Raw genomic sequence first — 16,552 nt, 5'->3', positions numbered from 1 at the left:
GTTCTCGATCTCGGGTCGCGGTACGGTGCTGACCGGTCGCGTCGAGCGCGGTATCGTCAAGGTGGGTGATGCGGCCGAAGTGGTTGGCCTGAAGGACACCCAGCAGACGACCGTCACGGGCGTGGAAATGTTCCGCAAGCTGCTCGACCAGGGTCAGGCCGGCGACAACGTCGGCGTGCTGGTCCGCGGTCTGAAGCGTGAAGACGTCGAGCGTGGCCAGGTCCTGGCTGCTCCGAAGTCGGTGACGCCGCACGCCAAGTTCGAAGGCGAGGTGTACATCCTGTCGAAGGACGAGGGTGGCCGTCACACGCCGTTCTTCAGCAACTATCGTCCGCAGTTCTACTTCCGTACCACGGACGTGACCGGTTCGATCAGCTTGCCGGAAGGCGTCGAGATGGTGATGCCGGGCGACAACGTGAAGATCACGGTTGAGCTGGGCTTCAAGATTGYCATGGACGAAGGTCTGCGCTTCGCGATTCGTGAGGGTGGCCGCACCGTCGGCGCCGGCGTCGTCTCGAAGATCAACGACTAAAAAGTGATGCCGACCCTCGGGTCGGCATCTGGTCGCGAGGCAGGCTGGTCACTGACTGCCTGCCCCGCGTTTCACCTGTTTCATTTGTACGCCAGTAGCTCAATTGGCAGAGCAGCGGTCTCCAAAACCGCAGGTTGGGGGTTCGAGTCCCTCCTGGCGTGCCATTCTTGAGCGCGCATGAACACGAAGGCAGAACAAGCCAAGGGTATGGGCCCGGCCGACATCGGCAAGCTAGCGCTTGCTTCCATCGTGCTCATCGCCGGCATCGTCGGTTTCTACTATTTCAGCGATAATCCGAACGTGCCGTCTTTCGCGCGCGTCATCGGCGTTATTGTCGCCGTCGCCGCCGCCCTGGCGATCGGTGCATTCACGGTCCCTGGCCGTAAGCTGCGCGGCTTCATCGCCGAGTCGCAGTTCGAGTTGCGCAAGGTCGTCTGGCCGTCGCGCGACGAAACGCTGAAGACCACCGGTATCATCATCGTGGTCGTCATCATTCTCTCGCTGCTAATGGGGTTGATCGACTGGTTGCTGAAGACGGTCGTGCTCGATTGGCTGCTTAAGCTCGGACATTGAGGTAAGGCATGAGCAAACGCTGGTACGTGGTTCACGCCTATTCGGGGTTCGAACAGCAGGTTCGCAAGGCCCTGACCGAGCGCGTCGTGCGCGAGGGCATGGAAGAGAAGTTCGGTGAAATCCTGGTTCCGACCGAGGAAGTCATCGAAATGCGCGGCGGCCAGAAGCGCCGTAGCGAGCGCAAGTTCTTCCCCGGTTACGTCCTGGTGCAGATCGAAACCGATACCAACGGCAAGACGCCGCGTATCGACGACGAGTGCTGGCATCTGGTCAAGGAAACCCCGAAGGTCATGGGTTTCATCGGCGGAACCGCCGACCGTCCGCACCCGATCAAGGACACCGAGGCCGAGGCCATCCTCAGCCGGGTCCGCGAAGGTGTCGAGAAGCCCCGCCCGAAGGTGCTCTTCGAGCCGGGTGAGATGGTTCGTGTCACCGAAGGTCCGTTCAACGACTTCAATGGCGTTGTCGAGGAAGTGAATTACGAAAAGAGCCGCCTGCGCGTCGCGGTGCTCATTTTCGGTCGTTCTACCCCGGTCGAGCTCGAATTCGGCCAGGTGGAGAAGGCCTGAAGGCCTCCTGGTCGGTCTACCCGACCCGTTCGGCACGGGCGTTGCATAGCCTGAAGCCGGCGCCTATAATGCCCGGTCCACGCTGGAGCTTTATGCTCCGGCGTGTCCGTGTTTCAGGGGTTCGCATAAGCGGATCCATTCACCACCAGGGAAGGTCTACAGCGAGGAGCCGCAAGGCGCCAGCACTCGCGAGGAACGTTAAATGGCAAAGAAAGTCATTGGTTACATCAAGTTGCAGGTGAAGGCCGGCCAGGCTAACCCCTCGCCGCCCGTCGGTCCGGCGCTCGGTCAGCGCGGCCTGAACATCATGGAGTTCTGCAAGGCGTTCAATGCCGCCACGCAGAAGCTCGAGCCGGGTCTCCCGATCCCGGTCGTGATCACGGCCTACTCGGACCGTACGTTCACCTTCATCACGAAGACCCCGCCGGCCTCGATCCTCCTCAAGAAGATCACGGGCGTGGCCAAGGGCTCGCCCAAGCCGAATACCGACAAGGTCGGTAAGGTCACCCGCGCCCAGCTCGAGGAAATCGCGAAGCAGAAGGAGCCGGATCTCACGGCTGCCGATCTGGATGCCGCCGTGCGTACGATCGCCGGCAGCGCGCGTTCCATGGGCCTGGTAGTGGAGGGTTAAGAAATGGCAAAGCTCACGAAGCGTATGAAGGCCGCTACGGCCGCCGTCCAGCCCGGCAAGACCTATGGTCTCGACGAAGCGCTGAAGATCGTCAAGGACAATGCCAAGGCGAAGTTCGCCGAGTCGGTGGACGTCTCCGTCCGTCTGGGCATCGACGCGAAGAAGTCGGACCAGGGCGTGCGCGGCTCCTCGCTGCTGCCGCACGGCACCGGCAAGACCGTCCGCGTCGCCGTGTTCGTGCCGCCGGGTGAGAAGGCCGATGCCGCTCTCGCCGCCGGTGCCGACGCCGTCGGTATGGACGACCTCGCCGAGAAGATGGCCGCTGGCGATCTGAACTACGGCCGCGTCATTGCGACGCCGGACGCGATGCGCGTCGTCGGTAAGCTCGGTCAGGTCCTCGGTCCCCGTGGCCTGATGCCGAACCCGAAGGACGGCTCGGTCACCGCCGACGTCGCCACGGCCGTCAAGAACGCCAAGGCTGGCCAGGTCAAGTTCCGTAACGATAAGGGCGGCATCATCCACGCCACCATCGGCAAGGCCAGCTTCGACGCTGCCCAGCTCGCGGACAACCTGAACACGCTGATCTCCGATCTGCTCAAGGCCAAGCCGGCCGCAGCGAAGGGTCAGTACATCCAGCGCGTCGCGATCTCCAGCACCATGGGCGTGGGCGTGCCGGTCGATACCTCGACCGTGAACACCTCGGCCAAGTAATTCGTTTTACGGCCTCCGCCGGGTCGCCCGGCGGAGGAACGTTTTTGAAGGCAGCCCCGGTCGAAAGTCCGGTGCAGCCGTCAAAGACCGTAGGCGCGATCAGCGCGCGACGGCGACGAGCAGGGAGCTCGTGTTGGCATGGAAACGCCGTCGTCGTTAGCGGGATCGCTTAATCGGATGCCTCCATGGGTCTGGCCTGCGTAGATGGTGCTGCCCCTTCTGGTATTCGTTTCGAATCTGGAAAGGCCACCACCCGGGACACCTCGTGTCCCCGACGTCAGGACGATGTCGCCCAGGACCGCAAGCGGCAGGAGCCGTGAGCGGAGTTCATTTGGAGGAGTGCAATGGCTCTCAATCTGTCCCAGAAGCAAGAAGTAGTCGCCGAGCTGGCAGAAGTCGCTGCGAAGGCTCACTCCTTGGTCGCCGCCGAGTACGCAGGCACCACGGTCTCTCAGATGACCGCGATGCGTAAGAAGGCTCGTGAGTCCGGTGTTTTCTTGAAAGTTGTCAAGAACACGCTGGCCGCACGCGCTGTAGCCGGTACCGAATTCGAGATCGTCAAGGACGTTCTCGTCGGTCCGCTGCTGTATGCGTTCTCGCTCGAAGAACCCGGCGCTGCCGGGCGCGTGATCAAGGAATTCGCAAAGACCAACGACAAGCTGATCGCGAAGGTCGTGTCCGTGGAAGGCAAGCTGCTTCCCGCCGCCCACGTCGATGTGCTTGCCTCGCTGCCGACTCGTCAGGAAGCGCTCGCCATGCTGGCTCGCGTCCTCAGCGAACCGGTCGCGATGTTTGCCCGTGCCGTCAAGGCCGTGGCCGACCAGCAGGGTGGTAGCGACGTCGTCGCCGCCGAAGAAGCCCCGGTCGAAGCCTGATCCCGTCGACTTTCCATACCGAAACCATTTCAGAAGGTAAGAAAACCATGTCCACCCTGACCACCGAACAGATCGTCGAAGCCATCAAGGCCAAGTCCCTGATGGAAATCATGGAACTCGTCAAGTCGATCGAAGAGACCTTCGGCGTTTCGGCTGCCGCTCCGGTTGCCGCTGCTGCCGGCCCGGCCGCTGCCGCTGTCGAAGAGCAGACCGAATTCGACGTGATCCTGATCTCCGCCGGCGACAAGAAGGTCGACGTGATCAAGGCCGTTCGCGCCATCACCGGCCTCGGCCTGAAGGAAGCCAAGGACCTCACCGAGGCCGGTGGCGTCGTGAAGGAAGCTGCTTCGAAGGACGACGCTGCCAAGTTCAAGAAGGACCTGGAAGCTGCGGGCGCCAAGGTCGAACTCAAGTAATCGGCGCCTTGCGCGCCTGTAGTTCGATATAGCGTCAAGTGAGCCTGGGGGCGTAAGCCCCCGGGCTTTGGCCGTTCCTGGCCATGTTCGTTCCCCGTTCCGATCGTCGGAAATGGGACATCGGGAGTTGAGGGCAGCGATGCCCTGCAGTCGAATCTCGATCTCCGATTTTCGATTCATTTTTGCTACTGAGCCGAGGCGGTACCCACCATGACCTACTCGTTTACCGAGAAGAAGCGCATCCGTAAGGATTTCGGCAAGCGTCCGCCCGTTCTGGGCGTGCCCAACCTGCTGACGATCCAGACCGACTCGTACAAGGAATTCCTGCAGGAGCAGGTCAGCTCCAAGCAGCGTGAGGAGAAGGGTCTCCACGCCGCGCTGAAGTCGGTGTTCCCGATTTCGAGCTACTCCGGCAACGCCGCCCTCGAATACGTCGACTACAGGCTCGGCGAACCGGCGTTCGATGAACGTGAATGCCGCAACCGCGGCATGACCTTCGGTGCGCCGCTGCGCACCACCGTGCGCCTGGTCATCTATGACAAGGACAGCCCGGCGTCGAAGAAGGCCGTCAAGTACGTCAAGGAGCAGGAGGTCTACATGGGCGAGATTCCGCTCATGACCGACACCGGCACCTTCATCATCAACGGCACCGAGCGCGTCATCGTCTCGCAGCTGCACCGTTCGCCGGGCGTGTTCTTCGATCACGACCGCGGCAAGACGCATAGCTCGGGCAAGCTCCTGTTCTCGGCCCGCGTGATTCCTTACCGTGGTTCGTGGCTCGATTTCGAGTTCGACCCGAAGGACGCGCTGTTCACCCGTATCGATCGTCGCCGCAAGTTGCCGGTGACGGTGCTGCTGCGCGCGCTCGGCTACAACAACGAAGAGATCCTCTCGATCTTCTTCGAGCACAACACGTTCCACCTCGGCAAGAAGGGCGGCGTCACGCTCGACCTCGTCGCCGAGCGCCTGCGCGGTGAAACCCTCTCGTTCGATCTCGTGATCGACGGCAAGGTGCTGGTCGAAGCCGGCAAGCGCATCACTGCGCGCCACGTTCGCCAGCTCGCCAGCGAGAAGATCACCACGCTCGAAGTGCCGGACGATTACCCGGTCGGCCGCATCGTGGCCGTCGACATGATCGACAAGGACACGGGCGAGATCATCGCCGCGGCGAACGACGAGCTCACGCTCGACCACCTCGAGAAGTTCCGCAAGGGCGGTATCGAGACGGTGCCGACGCTGTACGTGAACGATCTCGATCGTGGCGCGTATATCTCGAACACGCTGCGCATCGACAACACGCGCACGCAGCTCGAGGCCCTGGTCGAAATCTACCGGATGATGCGTCCGGGCGAGCCGCCGACCAAGGATGCCGCGCAGAACCTGTTCTTCAACCTGTTCTTCACCTTCGACCGCTACGACCTGTCGGGCGTCGGCCGCATGAAGTTCAACCGTCGTGTCGGCCGCAAGGACGTCGTCGGTCCGGGCGTGCTGTACGACCACAAGTACTTCAGCGAGCGCAAGGAAGAAGAGTCGCAGCGTCTGGTCGCCGAGCAGGGCGAGACGTCGGACATCCTCGACGTGCTGCGTGTCCTGATCGACATCCGCAACGGTATCGGAACGGTCGACGATATCGACCATCTCGGTAACCGTCGCGTGCGTTCGGTCGGCGAAATGGCGGAGAACACCTTCCGCATCGGTCTCGTCCGCGTCGAGCGCGCGGTTCGCGAGCGCCTGTCGCTGGCCGAATCCGAAGGCCTGACCCCGCAGGAACTGATCAACGCCAAGCCGGTTGCGGCAGCGGTGAAGGAGTTCTTCGGTTCGTCGCAGCTCTCGCAGTTCATGGATCAGAACAACCCGCTGTCCGAAGTCACCCACAAGCGCCGCGTGTCCGCGCTTGGACCAGGCGGCCTGACCCGTGAGCGCGCCGGCTTCGAAGTCCGCGACGTGCACCCGACCCATTACGGCCGCGTCTGCACCATCGAAACGCCGGAAGGCCCGAACATCGGCCTGATCAACTCGCTGGCCGTGTACGCCCGCACCAACTCGTATGGCTTCCTCGAGACGCCGTATCGCAAGGTGGAAGGCGGCAAGGTCACCGACAAGGTCGACTACCTCTCCGCGATCGAAGAGGGCGACCACGTGATCGCGCAGGCGAACTCGCCCCTGACGAAGGAAGGCAAGTTCATCGAAGACTTCGTCTCCTGCCGCTTCCGCGGTGAGTCGGAGCTGCGTCCGTCGGCCGAGATCAACTACATGGACGTCTCGCCGATGCAGACCGTGTCGGTCGCAGCGGCGCTCGTGCCCTTCCTCGAGCACGATGATGCTAACCGCGCCCTCATGGGTGCGAACATGCAGCGTCAGGCCGTCCCGACGCTGCGCAGCCAGAAGCCGCTCGTCGGCACGGGCATCGAGCGTGCCGTGGCGCGTGACTCGGGCGTCACCGTGTCCGCCAAGCGCGGCGGTGTCATCGACCAGGTCGATGCCGCCCGTATCGTCGTGCGTGCGAACGAAGCGGAAGTGGACGAGAACGACGCCGGCGTCGATATCTATACGCTGACCAAGTACACCCGCTCCAACCAGAACACCAACCTCAACCAGCGCCCGCTGGTGAATGTCGGTGACGTGGTGGCGGTGGGCGATACCCTGGCGGACGGTTCCTCGACCGACCTCGGTGAGCTCGCGCTCGGCCAGAACATGCTCGTCGCGTTCATGCCGTGGAACGGCTACAACTTCGAAGACTCGATCCTGATCTCCGAGCGCGTAGTCCAGGAAGATCGTTACACCTCGATCCACATCGAGGAAATGACCTGCATCGCCCGCGACACGAAGCTCGGCGCCGAAGAAATCACCGCGGACATCCCGAACGTCGGCGAGCAGGCCCTGGCCCGTCTCGACGAGTCCGGCATCGTCTACATCGGTGCGGAAGTGAAGGCGGGCGACATCCTCGTCGGCAAGGTTACGCCCAAGGGCGAGAGCCAGCTCACGCCGGAAGAAAAGCTCCTCCGCGCCATCTTCGGCGAGAAGGCCTCGGACGTTAAGGACAGCTCTCTGCGCGTGCCCCCGGGCATGGACGGCAATGTCATCGACGTACAGGTCTTCACCCGCGACGGTATCGAGAAAGACAAGCGCGCCAAGCAGATCGAAGAGACCGAACTGAAGCGTATCCGCAAGGATCTCGACGACCAGTTCCGCATCCTCGAGAGCGCCATCTACGCACGTATGCGCTCGCAGCTCGTCGGCAAGTCCGCGATGAGCGGCCCGGGCGGTCTCAAGCGCGGCACCGTCATCGACGACGCCTACCTCGATACGCTCAAGAAGGACGACTGGTTCAAGATCAACGTCAAGGATGAGGAAGTCTCGGAGTTCCTCGAGCGCGCGGCCGACCAGGTCAAGCGTCATCGCGAGGCCTTCGACAAGCGCTTCAAGGAGAAGCAGGGCAAGATCACCCAGGGCGACGATCTCGCACCGGGCGTGCTCAAGATGGTCAAGGTCTACCTTGCCGTTAAGCGCCGCATCCAGCCGGGTGACAAGATGGCAGGCCGTCACGGCAACAAGGGTGTCGTGTCGATGATCGTTCCGGTCGAGGACATGCCGTTCTCCGCTGACGGTCGTCCGGTCGACATCTGCCTGAACCCGCTGGGCGTGCCTTCGCGTATGAACATCGGTCAGATTCTCGAGGTCCATCTGGGCTGGGCCGCCAAGGGCCTGGGCCACAAGATCGCGGCCATGATCGAAGCCAACGAGAAGCCGGCCAAGCTGCGCGAGTTCCTCGACGAGGTCTACAACCACGGTAACGCCGGTGCGGAAGGTGCGGTGCGCCACGTCGACCTCAAGTCGATGACGGACGCCGAGATCATCCAGCTGGCCGACAACCTGCGCGACGGCGTCCCGATGGCCACCCCGGTCTTCGACGGTGCCGAAGAGACCGAAATCAAGCACATGCTGAAGCTTGCCGATCTGCCGGAATCCGGCCAGACGGTGCTCTACGACGGCCGTACCGGCGAGGCGTTCGATCGCCCGGTCACCGTGGGCTACATGCACATGCTGAAGCTGAACCACCTCGTCGACGACAAGATGCACGCGCGTTCGACGGGTCCGTACTCGCTCGTTACCCAGCAGCCGCTGGGCGGCAAGGCGCAGTTCGGCGGCCAGCGCTTCGGCGAAATGGAAGTCTGGGCGCTGGAAGCCTATGGCGCGGCTTACACCCTGCAGGAAATGCTCACCGTTAAGTCGGATGACGTGCAGGGCCGTAACCAGATGTACAAGAACATTGTCGACGGCAACCACGAAATGGCGGCTGGCATGCCGGAATCCTTCAACGTGCTCGTGAAGGAAATCCGCTCGCTCGCCATCGATATCGAGTTGGAAGAGATCAAGTGATCGTCGCGGCTACCGGAGATTACGCATGAAAGACCTGCTCAATCTGTTCAACCAGCAGCGACAGACGCTGGACTTCGACGCGATCAAGATCGCCCTGGCTTCGCCGGAGCTGATCCGGTCGTGGTCGTACGGTGAAGTCAAGAAGCCGGAAACCATCAACTACCGCACGTTCAAGCCCGAGCGTGACGGTCTGTTCTGCGCGGCCATCTTTGGCCCSATCAAGGACTACGARTGCCTGTGCGGCAAGTACAAGCGCMTGAARCACCGYGGTGTSRTCTGCGAAAAGTGCGGCRYYGARGTCACRCWGRCCAAGGTYCGYCGCGAGCGCATGGGYCACATCGASCTGGCCRSMCCGWSCGCGCACATCTGGTTCCTGAAGTCGCTGCCSTCGCGCMTSGGCCTSRTGCTSGACATGACSCTGCGYGACATCGARCGCRTSCTGTACTTYGAAGCGTTCGTCGTGATCGATCCAGGCCTGACCGCGCTCGAGCGCGGCCAGCTGCTCAGCGAAGACCAGTATCTGGAAGCCACCGAAGAGCACGGCGACGAGTTCGATGCCCGCATGGGTGCCGAGGCCGTCTACGAGCTGCTGAAGAGCCTCGACCTGCCGGGCGAAGTCATTCGCCTCAAGGAAGAGATCACGGCGACCAATTCCGAGACCAAGCTGAAGCGCCTCACCAAGCGCGTGAAGCTGATCGAGGCGTTCCTCGAGTCTGGCAACAAGCCGGAATGGATGGTCATGACCGTCCTTCCCGTGCTGCCGCCGGACCTGCGTCCGCTGGTTCCGCTGGACGGCGGTCGCTTCGCGACCTCCGACCTCAACGACCTGTACCGCCGCGTCATCAACCGTAACAACCGCCTGAAGCGCCTGCTCGAACTCGCTGCGCCGGACATCATCGTCCGCAACGAGAAGCGCATGCTGCAGGAATCAGTCGATGCGCTGCTCGACAACGGCCGTCGCGGTCGTGCCATCACCGGCACGAACAAGCGCGCGCTGAAGTCGCTGGCCGACATGATCAAGGGCAAGCAGGGCCGCTTCCGCCAGAACCTGCTCGGCAAGCGCGTCGACTACTCGGGCCGTTCGGTCATCGTGGTCGGCCCGACGCTTCGCCTGCACCAGTGCGGCCTGCCGAAGAAGATGGCGCTCGAGCTGTTCAAGCCCTTCATCTTCGCCAAGCTCCAGGCACGTGGTGAAGCCACGACCATCAAGGCCGCGAAGAAGCTCGTCGAGCGCGAAGAGGCCCAGGTGTGGGACATCCTGGAAGACGTGATCCGCGAACATCCGGTCATGCTCAACCGTGCCCCGACCCTGCATCGTCTCGGTATCCAGGCGTTCGAGCCGGTCCTCATCGAAGGCAAGGCGATCCAGCTGCATCCGCTCGTGTGTACGGCGTTCAACGCCGACTTCGACGGTGACCAGATGGCCGTCCATGTGCCGCTGTCGATCGAGGCGCAGCTCGAAGCCCGTGCCCTGATGATGTCGTCGAACAACATCCTGTCGCCGGCGAACGGCGAGCCGATCATCGTGCCGTCGCAGGACGTCGTGCTCGGCCTGTACTACATGACGCGCGAACTGATCAACGTGAAGGGCGCCGGCATGGTGTTCGCCAACGTTGCGGAAGTGCGTCGTGCGTACGACAACCGCGCCGTCGAGCTGCACGCCAAGGTCAAGGTCCGCATCCACATCACCGAGCAGGACGAAGAGGGTGCCACCTCCTCGCGTACCGCCATCGTCGATACGACGGTCGGCCGTGCCCTGCTGATGGAAATCATCCCGGAGGGCCTGCCGTTCGCGCTGGTCAATACCGAGCTGACCAAGAAGAACATCTCGCGCCTGATCAACCAGAGCTACCGTCTGCTCGGTCTGAAGGAATCGGTCGTGTTCGCCGACAAGCTGATGTACACCGGCTTCCGTTTCGCGACGCGCGCCGGTATCTCCATCGGTATCGACGACATGAAGATCCCGGCTGAGAAGAAGGGCATCCTCGAGGAAGCCGAGAAGGAAGTCGTCGAGATCCAGGAGCAGTACCAGTCGGGTCTCGTGACCGCCGGCGAGCGCTACAACAAGGTCGTCGACATCTGGTCCCGCACCAACGAACTCGTCGCCAAGGCGATGATCGACGGTATCGGTACCGAGAAGGTCGAGGACGCCGACGGCAAGACGGTCAACCAGAAGTCGATGAACTCGCTGTACATCATGGCGGACTCCGGTGCGCGTGGTAGCGCGGCCCAGATTCGTCAGCTGGCGGGTATGCGTGGCCTGATGGCTCGTCCGGACGGCTCGATCATCGAGACGCCCATCAAGGCGAACTTCCGTGAAGGCCTGAACGTGCTGCAGTACTTCAACTCCACCCACGGTGCCCGTAAGGGTCTCGCGGATACGGCGCTGAAGACCGCGAACTCCGGTTACCTCACCCGTCGTCTCGTCGACGTGGCGCAGGACGTCGTCATCACCGAGCACGATTGCGGCACGGAAGACGGCGTCATGATGTCGCCGATCGTCGAAGGCGGTGACGTGGTCGAGCCGTTGCGCGAGCGCGTGCTCGGTCGCGTCGTGGTCGAGGACGTCTACGCCCCCGGCGACGACGACCAGGCCATCGTGACCCGCGACACCCTGCTGGACGAGTACCTGGTCGACAAGCTCGACAAGGCCAGCGTGCAGCTGATCAAGGTGCGTTCGCCGATCACCTGCCGTGCCAGCCATGGCGTGTGCGCCCTGTGCTACGGCCGCGATCTGGCTCGTGGTCACCTGGTCAACATGGGTGAGGCCGTGGGTGTGGTCGCCGCTCAGTCGATCGGTGAGCCGGGTACCCAGCTGACGATGCGTACGTTCCACATCGGTGGTGCGGCGTCTCGTGCCGCGGCAGTCGATAACGTCACGATCCGTACGACCGGTGCGCTGAAGTTCAACAACCTGAAGTCGGTCGAGCACAGCCAGGGTCACCTGGTCGCCGTCTCGCGTTCGGGCGAAGTCAGCGTCATCGACTCGAACGGTCGCGAGCGTGAGCGTTACAAGGTGCCTTACGGCGCCACCATCGCCGTGAAGGATGGCGACCCGGTGAAGTCCGGCCAGACCGTGGCCAACTGGGATCCGCATACCCATCCGATCGTCACGGAAGTGGCGGGCGTGGTGCGCTTCATCGACTTCATCGATGGCATCACCGTGCAGTCGCAGACGGACGAACTGACCGGCCTCGAGTCGGCGGTGGTCACCGATCCGAAGCGTCGCGGTACGCAGGCCAAGGATCTGCGCCCGATCGTTCGCCTGGAAGACAGCAAGGGCCGTGAGCTCAAGCTGCCGGGTACGGACATTGCGGCCCAGTACTTCCTGCCGGCCGGCGCGATCGTCTCGATCCAGAACGGTACCGAAGTGGGCGTGGGTGACGTTGTCGCCCGTATCCCGCAGGAAACCTCGAAGACCCGCGACATCACCGGTGGTCTGCCGCGCGTTGCCGACTTGTTCGAAGCCCGCAAGCCGAAGGAGCCGGCGATCCTCGCGGAGCGCTCGGGTATCGTCAGCTTCGGTAAGGACACCAAGGGCAAGCAGCGCCTGATCATCAAGGATGTGGACGGCAACGAGCACGAGGAGCTGATTCCCAAGTGGCGTCAGGTCATCGTCTTCGAAGGCGAGCACGTGGAGAAGGGCGAAACCGTCGTCGACGGCGAGCCGAATCCGCATGACATCCTGCGCCTGCTGGGTGTCGAGCCGCTGGCCTCGTACCTGGTCAAGGAAATCCAGGACGTCTACCGCCTGCAGGGCGTGAAGATCAACGACAAGCACATCGAAGCGATCATTCGCCAGATGCTGCGCAAGGTCGAGATCACCGAGGCGGGTGACAGCACCTACCTGCGCGGTGAGCAGGTCGAGCGCGTCCGGATCAACGAGGAAAACGATCGCGCCGAGAAGCGGGGCGAGCGTCGGGCCGGGTTCGAGTCGGTCCTGCTGGGTATCACCAAGGCGTCGCTGGCCACCGAATCGTTCATTTCGGCGGCTTCGTTCCAGGAAACCACCCGCGTCCTCACGGAAGCGGCGGTTCGTGGCACCCGCGACACGTTGCGTGGCCTCAAGGAAAATGTTATTGTTGGACGGCTAATCCCTGCGGGTACGGGTCTGGCATACCACGCATCGCGTCGTAGCCAGGGCGGCCTGACGGCTTCGGAGCTCGAAACCCTCTCGGGTTCGGCACCGGTCGTCACGTTCGAAGAGGCCTCCGCCGGGTCCAACGATAGCGCCGAGTAAGGTCCTCCGGGGCTTTGCTTTACATACGAAATGAGGCGCAAGGATGCGCCTCGTGTTCGGAATCACGGACGATGGGCGCCCTCCCGCTTGGCGGGAGGCGCACGTCAACAACGCTTATCTGGCGGGCCGATCTTTCGGTCTGCCTTTATGTTTCTCAGGAATAGCTTCGCATGACGACAGTCAACCAGTTGGTTCGCAAAGCCCGCAGCCCGAAGGCGTACAAGAGTGCGTCGCCGGCCCTGCAGAGCAGCCCGCAGCGTCGCGGCGTCTGCACGCGCGTTTACACGACCACCCCGAAGAAGCCGAACTCGGCGCTGCGTAAGGTTGCCAAGGTGCGCCTCACCAACGGTTTCGAAGTCATCAGCTACATCGGTGGCGAAGGTCATAATCTCCAGGAGCACTCGGTGGTCCTGATCCGCGGCGGTCGCGTCAAGGATCTCCCGGGTGTGCGTTACCACACGGTTCGCGGCAGTCTCGACTGCGCCGGCGTGACCAAGCGTCGCAAGTCGCGCTCGAAGTACGGCGCCAAGCGCCCGAAGAGCTGAGCAAAGGACAAGAATTATGTCGCGTAAAGGTTCCCATCCCGCCCGTGTGGTCCTCCCGGACCCGAAGCACGGAAGCCAGCTGATTGCCCGCTTCATCAATATGGTGATGAAGTCCGGCAAGAAGTCCGTTGCCGAAGCCATTGTGTACGGCGCCCTCCAGCACATCAGCGAAAAGCATGGTGAGCCGGTGCAGCTCGTCGAGAAGGCCCTGGGCAACATCGCCCCGGCCGTCGAGGTGAAGTCGCGTCGCGTTGGCGGTGCCACGTACCAGGTGCCGGTCGAAGTCCGTCCGGGCCGTCGTATGGCGCTTGCCATGCGCTGGGTGATCGACGCAGCGCGCAAGCGCGGCGAGACGTCCATGCCGCGCAAGCTGGCCGCCGAACTGCTCGAAGCCTCGGAATCCCGTGGCGGCGCCGTCAAGAAGCGCGAAGAAACGCATCGTATGGCAGAGGCCAACAAGGCCTTCTCGCATTACCGCTGGTAATTACTACAGCTTCAGATTGAGGAAAGACCGTGGCACGCACCACTCCCATCGAGCGCTACCGCAACTTCGGCATCATGGCTCACATCGATGCCGGCAAGACCACGACCACGGAGCGCATCCTGTTCTACACCGGTGTCAGTCATAAGATTGGCGAGGTGCATGACGGTGCGGCGACGATGGACTGGATGGAGCAGGAGCAGGAGCGCGGCATCACCATCACTTCCGCTGCCACGACGGCATTCTGGAAGGGCATGGATCGTTCGCTGCCCGAGCACCGCTTCAACATCATCGACACCCCGGGGCACGTCGACTTCACCATCGAAGTGGAGCGTTCGCTCCGCGTGCTCGACGGTGCGGTGTTCGTTCTCTGCGCCGTGGGTGGTGTGCAGCCGCAGTCCGAGACCGTCTGGCGTCAGGCCAACCGGTACAAGGTTCCGCGCCTTGCGTTCGTCAACAAGATGGATCGCACCGGCGCGAACTTCGACAAGGTCGTTGGCCAGCTGAAGGCTCGCCTTGGTGCCAACCCGGTACCGATGCAGGTGCCGATCGGTGCCGAAGACAACTTCGAAGGCGTGGTCGATCTTCTCAAGATGAAGGCCGTCAAGTGGGACATGGAGTCCCAGGGCATGAAGTTCGAGTACGAGGAAATCCCGGCTGAGCTCAAGGAGCGCGCCGAGGCTGACCGTACCACCATGATCGAAGCCGCGGCGGAAGCCACGGAAGAGATGATGGACAAGTACCTTGGTGGCGAAGAGCTCACCGAAGCGGAGATCATCGAAGGTCTGCGTCTGCGCACCCTGCGCAGCGAGATCATCCCGGTGTTCTGCGGTACCGCCTTCAAGAACAAGGGCGTCCAGGCCATGCTCGATGCCGTGGTCAACCTGCTCCCGTCGCCGCTCGACCGTCCGCCGGTCGAAGGTATCGACGAGAACGAGCAGCCGGACACCCGCGAAGCGAAGGACGATGCTCCGTTCTCGGCGCTCGCGTTCAAGATCATGACCGACCCGTTCGTCGGCGCGCTGACGTTCTTCCGTGTCTATTCGGGCACGCTGAACGCCGGTGACCCGGTGTACAACCCGGTCAAGTCGAAGAAGGAGCGTATCGGCCGCATGCTGCAGATGCACGCCAACGAGCGTCACGAACTGAAGGAAGTCCGCGCTGGCGATATCGCCGCAGCGGTCGGCCTCAAGGACGTCACGACCGGTGACACGCTCTGCGCGCAGGATCACATCATCACCCTGGAGCGCATGACGTTCCCGGAGCCGGTGATCTCCATGGCGGTCGAGCCGAAGACCAAGTCGGACCAGGAAAAGATGGGTGTCGCCCTCGGCCGTCTGGCCGCGGAAGATCCGTCGTTCCGCGTCAAGACGGACGAAGAGTCGGGTCAGACGATCATCTCGGGCATGGGCGAGCTTCACCTGGACATCCTGGTGGACCGCATGCGTCGCGAGTTCAACGTCGAAGCCAACGTCGGCAAGCCGCAGGTGGCTTACCGCGAGACGATTCAGGCGCAGGACGTCAAGTCGGACTACAAGCACGCCAAGCAGTCGGGTGGTAAAGGTCAGTACGGTCACGTCGTGATCGAACTCTCGCCGATCACCGATGCCGACCGTGCGGATCCGAAGATCGCGCCGTCGATCAAGGACGACTTCCTCTTCATCAACGACATCACCGGCGGTGTGATTCCGAAGGAATTCATCCCGTCCGTCGAGAAGGGTCTGCGCGAGACGATCACCAGCGGTCCGCTCGCGGGCTTCCCGGTCGTCAACGTGAAGGTCAAGCTCGTCTTCGGTTCGTACCACGACGTCGATTCGTCGGAAATGGCGTTCAAGCTCGCCTCCTCGATGGCGTTCAAGCAGGGCTTTGCCAAGGCGAAGCCGGTTCTGCTCGAGCCGATCATGAAGGTTGAAGTCGTGACGCCGGAAGACTACGTCGGTGACGTGATGGGCGATATCTCGCGCCGTCGCGGCATGCTGACCGGTCAGGAAGAAACTCCGTCGGGCAAGACCATCAATGCGATGATTCCGCTCGGTGAGATGTTCGGTTATGCGACCACGATTCGTTCGCTGTCGCAGGGTCGCGCCACGTTCACGATGGAATTCGACCATTACGAGCCGGCGCCCAGCAACATCGCTGAGCAGGTCATGAAGAAGTCCTGATAAGGGCTTCTTCTTCAAAACATATAACGTTCTCTTCGAGGTTTTAGGTCATGGCAAAGGGTAAGTTCGAGCGCAAGAAGCCGCACGTCAATGTCGGCACCATCGGTCACGTCGATCACGGCAAGACCACGCTGACGGCAGCACTGACGAAGATCGGTGCCGAGCGTTTCGGCGGTGAATTCAAGGACTACGGTTCGATCGACGCTGCGCCGGAAGAGAAGGCTCGCGGCATCACGATCTCGACCGCCCACGTCGAATACGAGTCGCCGAATCGCCACTACGGCCACGTCGACTGCCCGGGACATGCTGACTACGTCAAGAACATGATCACCGGTGCGGCGCAGATGGACGGCGCGATCCTGGTGTGCTCGGCCGCTGACGGCCCGATGCCGCAGACCCGCGAGCACATCCTGCTAGACCCGCGAGCACATCCTGCT

At 62.5% G+C, this 16,552-nt stretch carries 13 protein-coding genes and 1 tRNA gene; all 14 read left to right on the top strand.

From position 1 onward, the window contains the following. Positions 1–532: EF-Tu C-terminal domain-related protein (locus AC1DYM_RS21955; protein WP_477342010.1), on the top strand; the 532-nt coding region annotated here is incomplete at its 5' end. A gap of 88 nt (positions 533–620) precedes the next feature. Beyond that, a tRNA-Trp gene (locus AC1DYM_RS21950) sits at positions 621–696 on the top strand. Between the two features lie 13 nt (positions 697–709). After that, a complete protein-coding gene (gene secE, locus AC1DYM_RS21945) occupies positions 710–1,105 on the top strand; it encodes a preprotein translocase subunit SecE (protein WP_477342008.1) in 396 nt (131 codons plus the stop codon). Between the two features lie 8 nt (positions 1,106–1,113). Beyond that, a complete protein-coding gene (nusG, locus tag AC1DYM_RS21940) occupies positions 1,114–1,674 on the top strand; it encodes a transcription termination/antitermination protein NusG (protein WP_046969513.1) in 561 nt (186 codons plus the stop codon). 202 nt (positions 1,675–1,876) lie between these two features. Further along, a complete protein-coding gene (gene rplK / locus AC1DYM_RS21935) occupies positions 1,877–2,305 on the top strand; it encodes a 50S ribosomal protein L11 (protein WP_046969514.1) in 429 nt (142 codons plus the stop codon). Positions 2,306–2,308: 3 nt separating this feature from the next. Continuing rightward, the gene (gene rplA, locus AC1DYM_RS21930; protein WP_477342006.1) at positions 2,309–3,016 is read left to right on the top strand and encodes a 50S ribosomal protein L1; all 708 of its coding nucleotides are present in this window, start codon (positions 2,309–2,311) and stop codon (positions 3,014–3,016) included. 344 nt (positions 3,017–3,360) lie between these two features. Beyond that, entirely contained in the window at positions 3,361–3,891 is a 531-nt protein-coding gene (gene rplJ, locus AC1DYM_RS21925) for a 50S ribosomal protein L10 (protein WP_477342004.1), read from the top strand. A 47-nt stretch (positions 3,892–3,938) separates the two neighbouring features. Continuing rightward, complete coding sequence (rplL, locus tag AC1DYM_RS21920; protein WP_046969517.1) at positions 3,939–4,307, top strand: 50S ribosomal protein L7/L12; 369 nt, start codon at positions 3,939–3,941, stop codon at positions 4,305–4,307. Positions 4,308–4,517: 210 nt separating this feature from the next. Then, the gene (gene rpoB, locus AC1DYM_RS21915) at positions 4,518–8,687 is read left to right on the top strand and encodes a DNA-directed RNA polymerase subunit beta (protein ID WP_477342002.1); all 4,170 of its coding nucleotides are present in this window, start codon (positions 4,518–4,520) and stop codon (positions 8,685–8,687) included. Between the two features lie 25 nt (positions 8,688–8,712). Further along, positions 8,713–12,927 (top strand): DNA-directed RNA polymerase subunit beta', encoded by a 4,215-nt coding sequence (gene rpoC, locus AC1DYM_RS21910; RefSeq protein WP_477342000.1) that lies wholly within the window; start codon positions 8,713–8,715, stop codon positions 12,925–12,927. 170 nt (positions 12,928–13,097) lie between these two features. Further along, on the top strand, positions 13,098–13,472 hold the full coding sequence (gene rpsL, locus AC1DYM_RS21905) for a 30S ribosomal protein S12 (protein ID WP_046969520.1): 375 nt from the start codon (positions 13,098–13,100) through the stop codon (positions 13,470–13,472). 16 nt (positions 13,473–13,488) lie between these two features. Next, the gene (gene rpsG, locus AC1DYM_RS21900; RefSeq protein ID WP_046969521.1) at positions 13,489–13,956 is read left to right on the top strand and encodes a 30S ribosomal protein S7; all 468 of its coding nucleotides are present in this window, start codon (positions 13,489–13,491) and stop codon (positions 13,954–13,956) included. 29 nt (positions 13,957–13,985) lie between these two features. After that, entirely contained in the window at positions 13,986–16,115 is a 2,130-nt protein-coding gene (gene fusA / locus AC1DYM_RS21895; protein WP_477341997.1) for an elongation factor G, read from the top strand. A 50-nt stretch (positions 16,116–16,165) separates the two neighbouring features. Then, on the top strand, positions 16,166–16,552 hold a 387-nt coding region (locus AC1DYM_RS21890), incomplete at its 3' end, for a GTP-binding protein (protein WP_477341995.1).

The sequence above is a fragment of the Luteibacter sp. P1_D3 genome (assembly GCF_056406135.1).
The sequence above is the reverse complement of the archived record's forward strand: the minus strand, read 5'-3'. Positions and strand labels throughout refer to the sequence as shown.

Excerpts from the sequence above, each read along its gene's own strand:
- rplL (WP_046969517.1), top strand. The coding sequence starts at position 3,939 with ATGTCCACCCTGACCACCGAACAGATCGTCGAAGCCATCAAGGCCAAG.
- rplJ (WP_477342004.1), top strand. The coding sequence starts at position 3,361 with ATGGCTCTCAATCTGTCCCAGAAGCAAGAAGTAGTCGCCGAGCTGGCA.
- rplA (WP_477342006.1), top strand. The coding sequence starts at position 2,309 with ATGGCAAAGCTCACGAAGCGTATGAAGGCCGCTACGGCCGCCGTCCAG.
- secE (WP_477342008.1), top strand. The coding sequence starts at position 710 with ATGAACACGAAGGCAGAACAAGCCAAGGGTATGGGCCCGGCCGACATC.
- rplK (WP_046969514.1), top strand. The coding sequence starts at position 1,877 with ATGGCAAAGAAAGTCATTGGTTACATCAAGTTGCAGGTGAAGGCCGGC.
- nusG (WP_046969513.1), top strand. The coding sequence starts at position 1,114 with ATGAGCAAACGCTGGTACGTGGTTCACGCCTATTCGGGGTTCGAACAG.
- rpsG (WP_046969521.1), top strand. The coding sequence starts at position 13,489 with ATGTCGCGTAAAGGTTCCCATCCCGCCCGTGTGGTCCTCCCGGACCCG.
- rpsL (WP_046969520.1), top strand. The coding sequence starts at position 13,098 with ATGACGACAGTCAACCAGTTGGTTCGCAAAGCCCGCAGCCCGAAGGCG.
- rpoB (WP_477342002.1), top strand. The coding sequence starts at position 4,518 with ATGACCTACTCGTTTACCGAGAAGAAGCGCATCCGTAAGGATTTCGGC.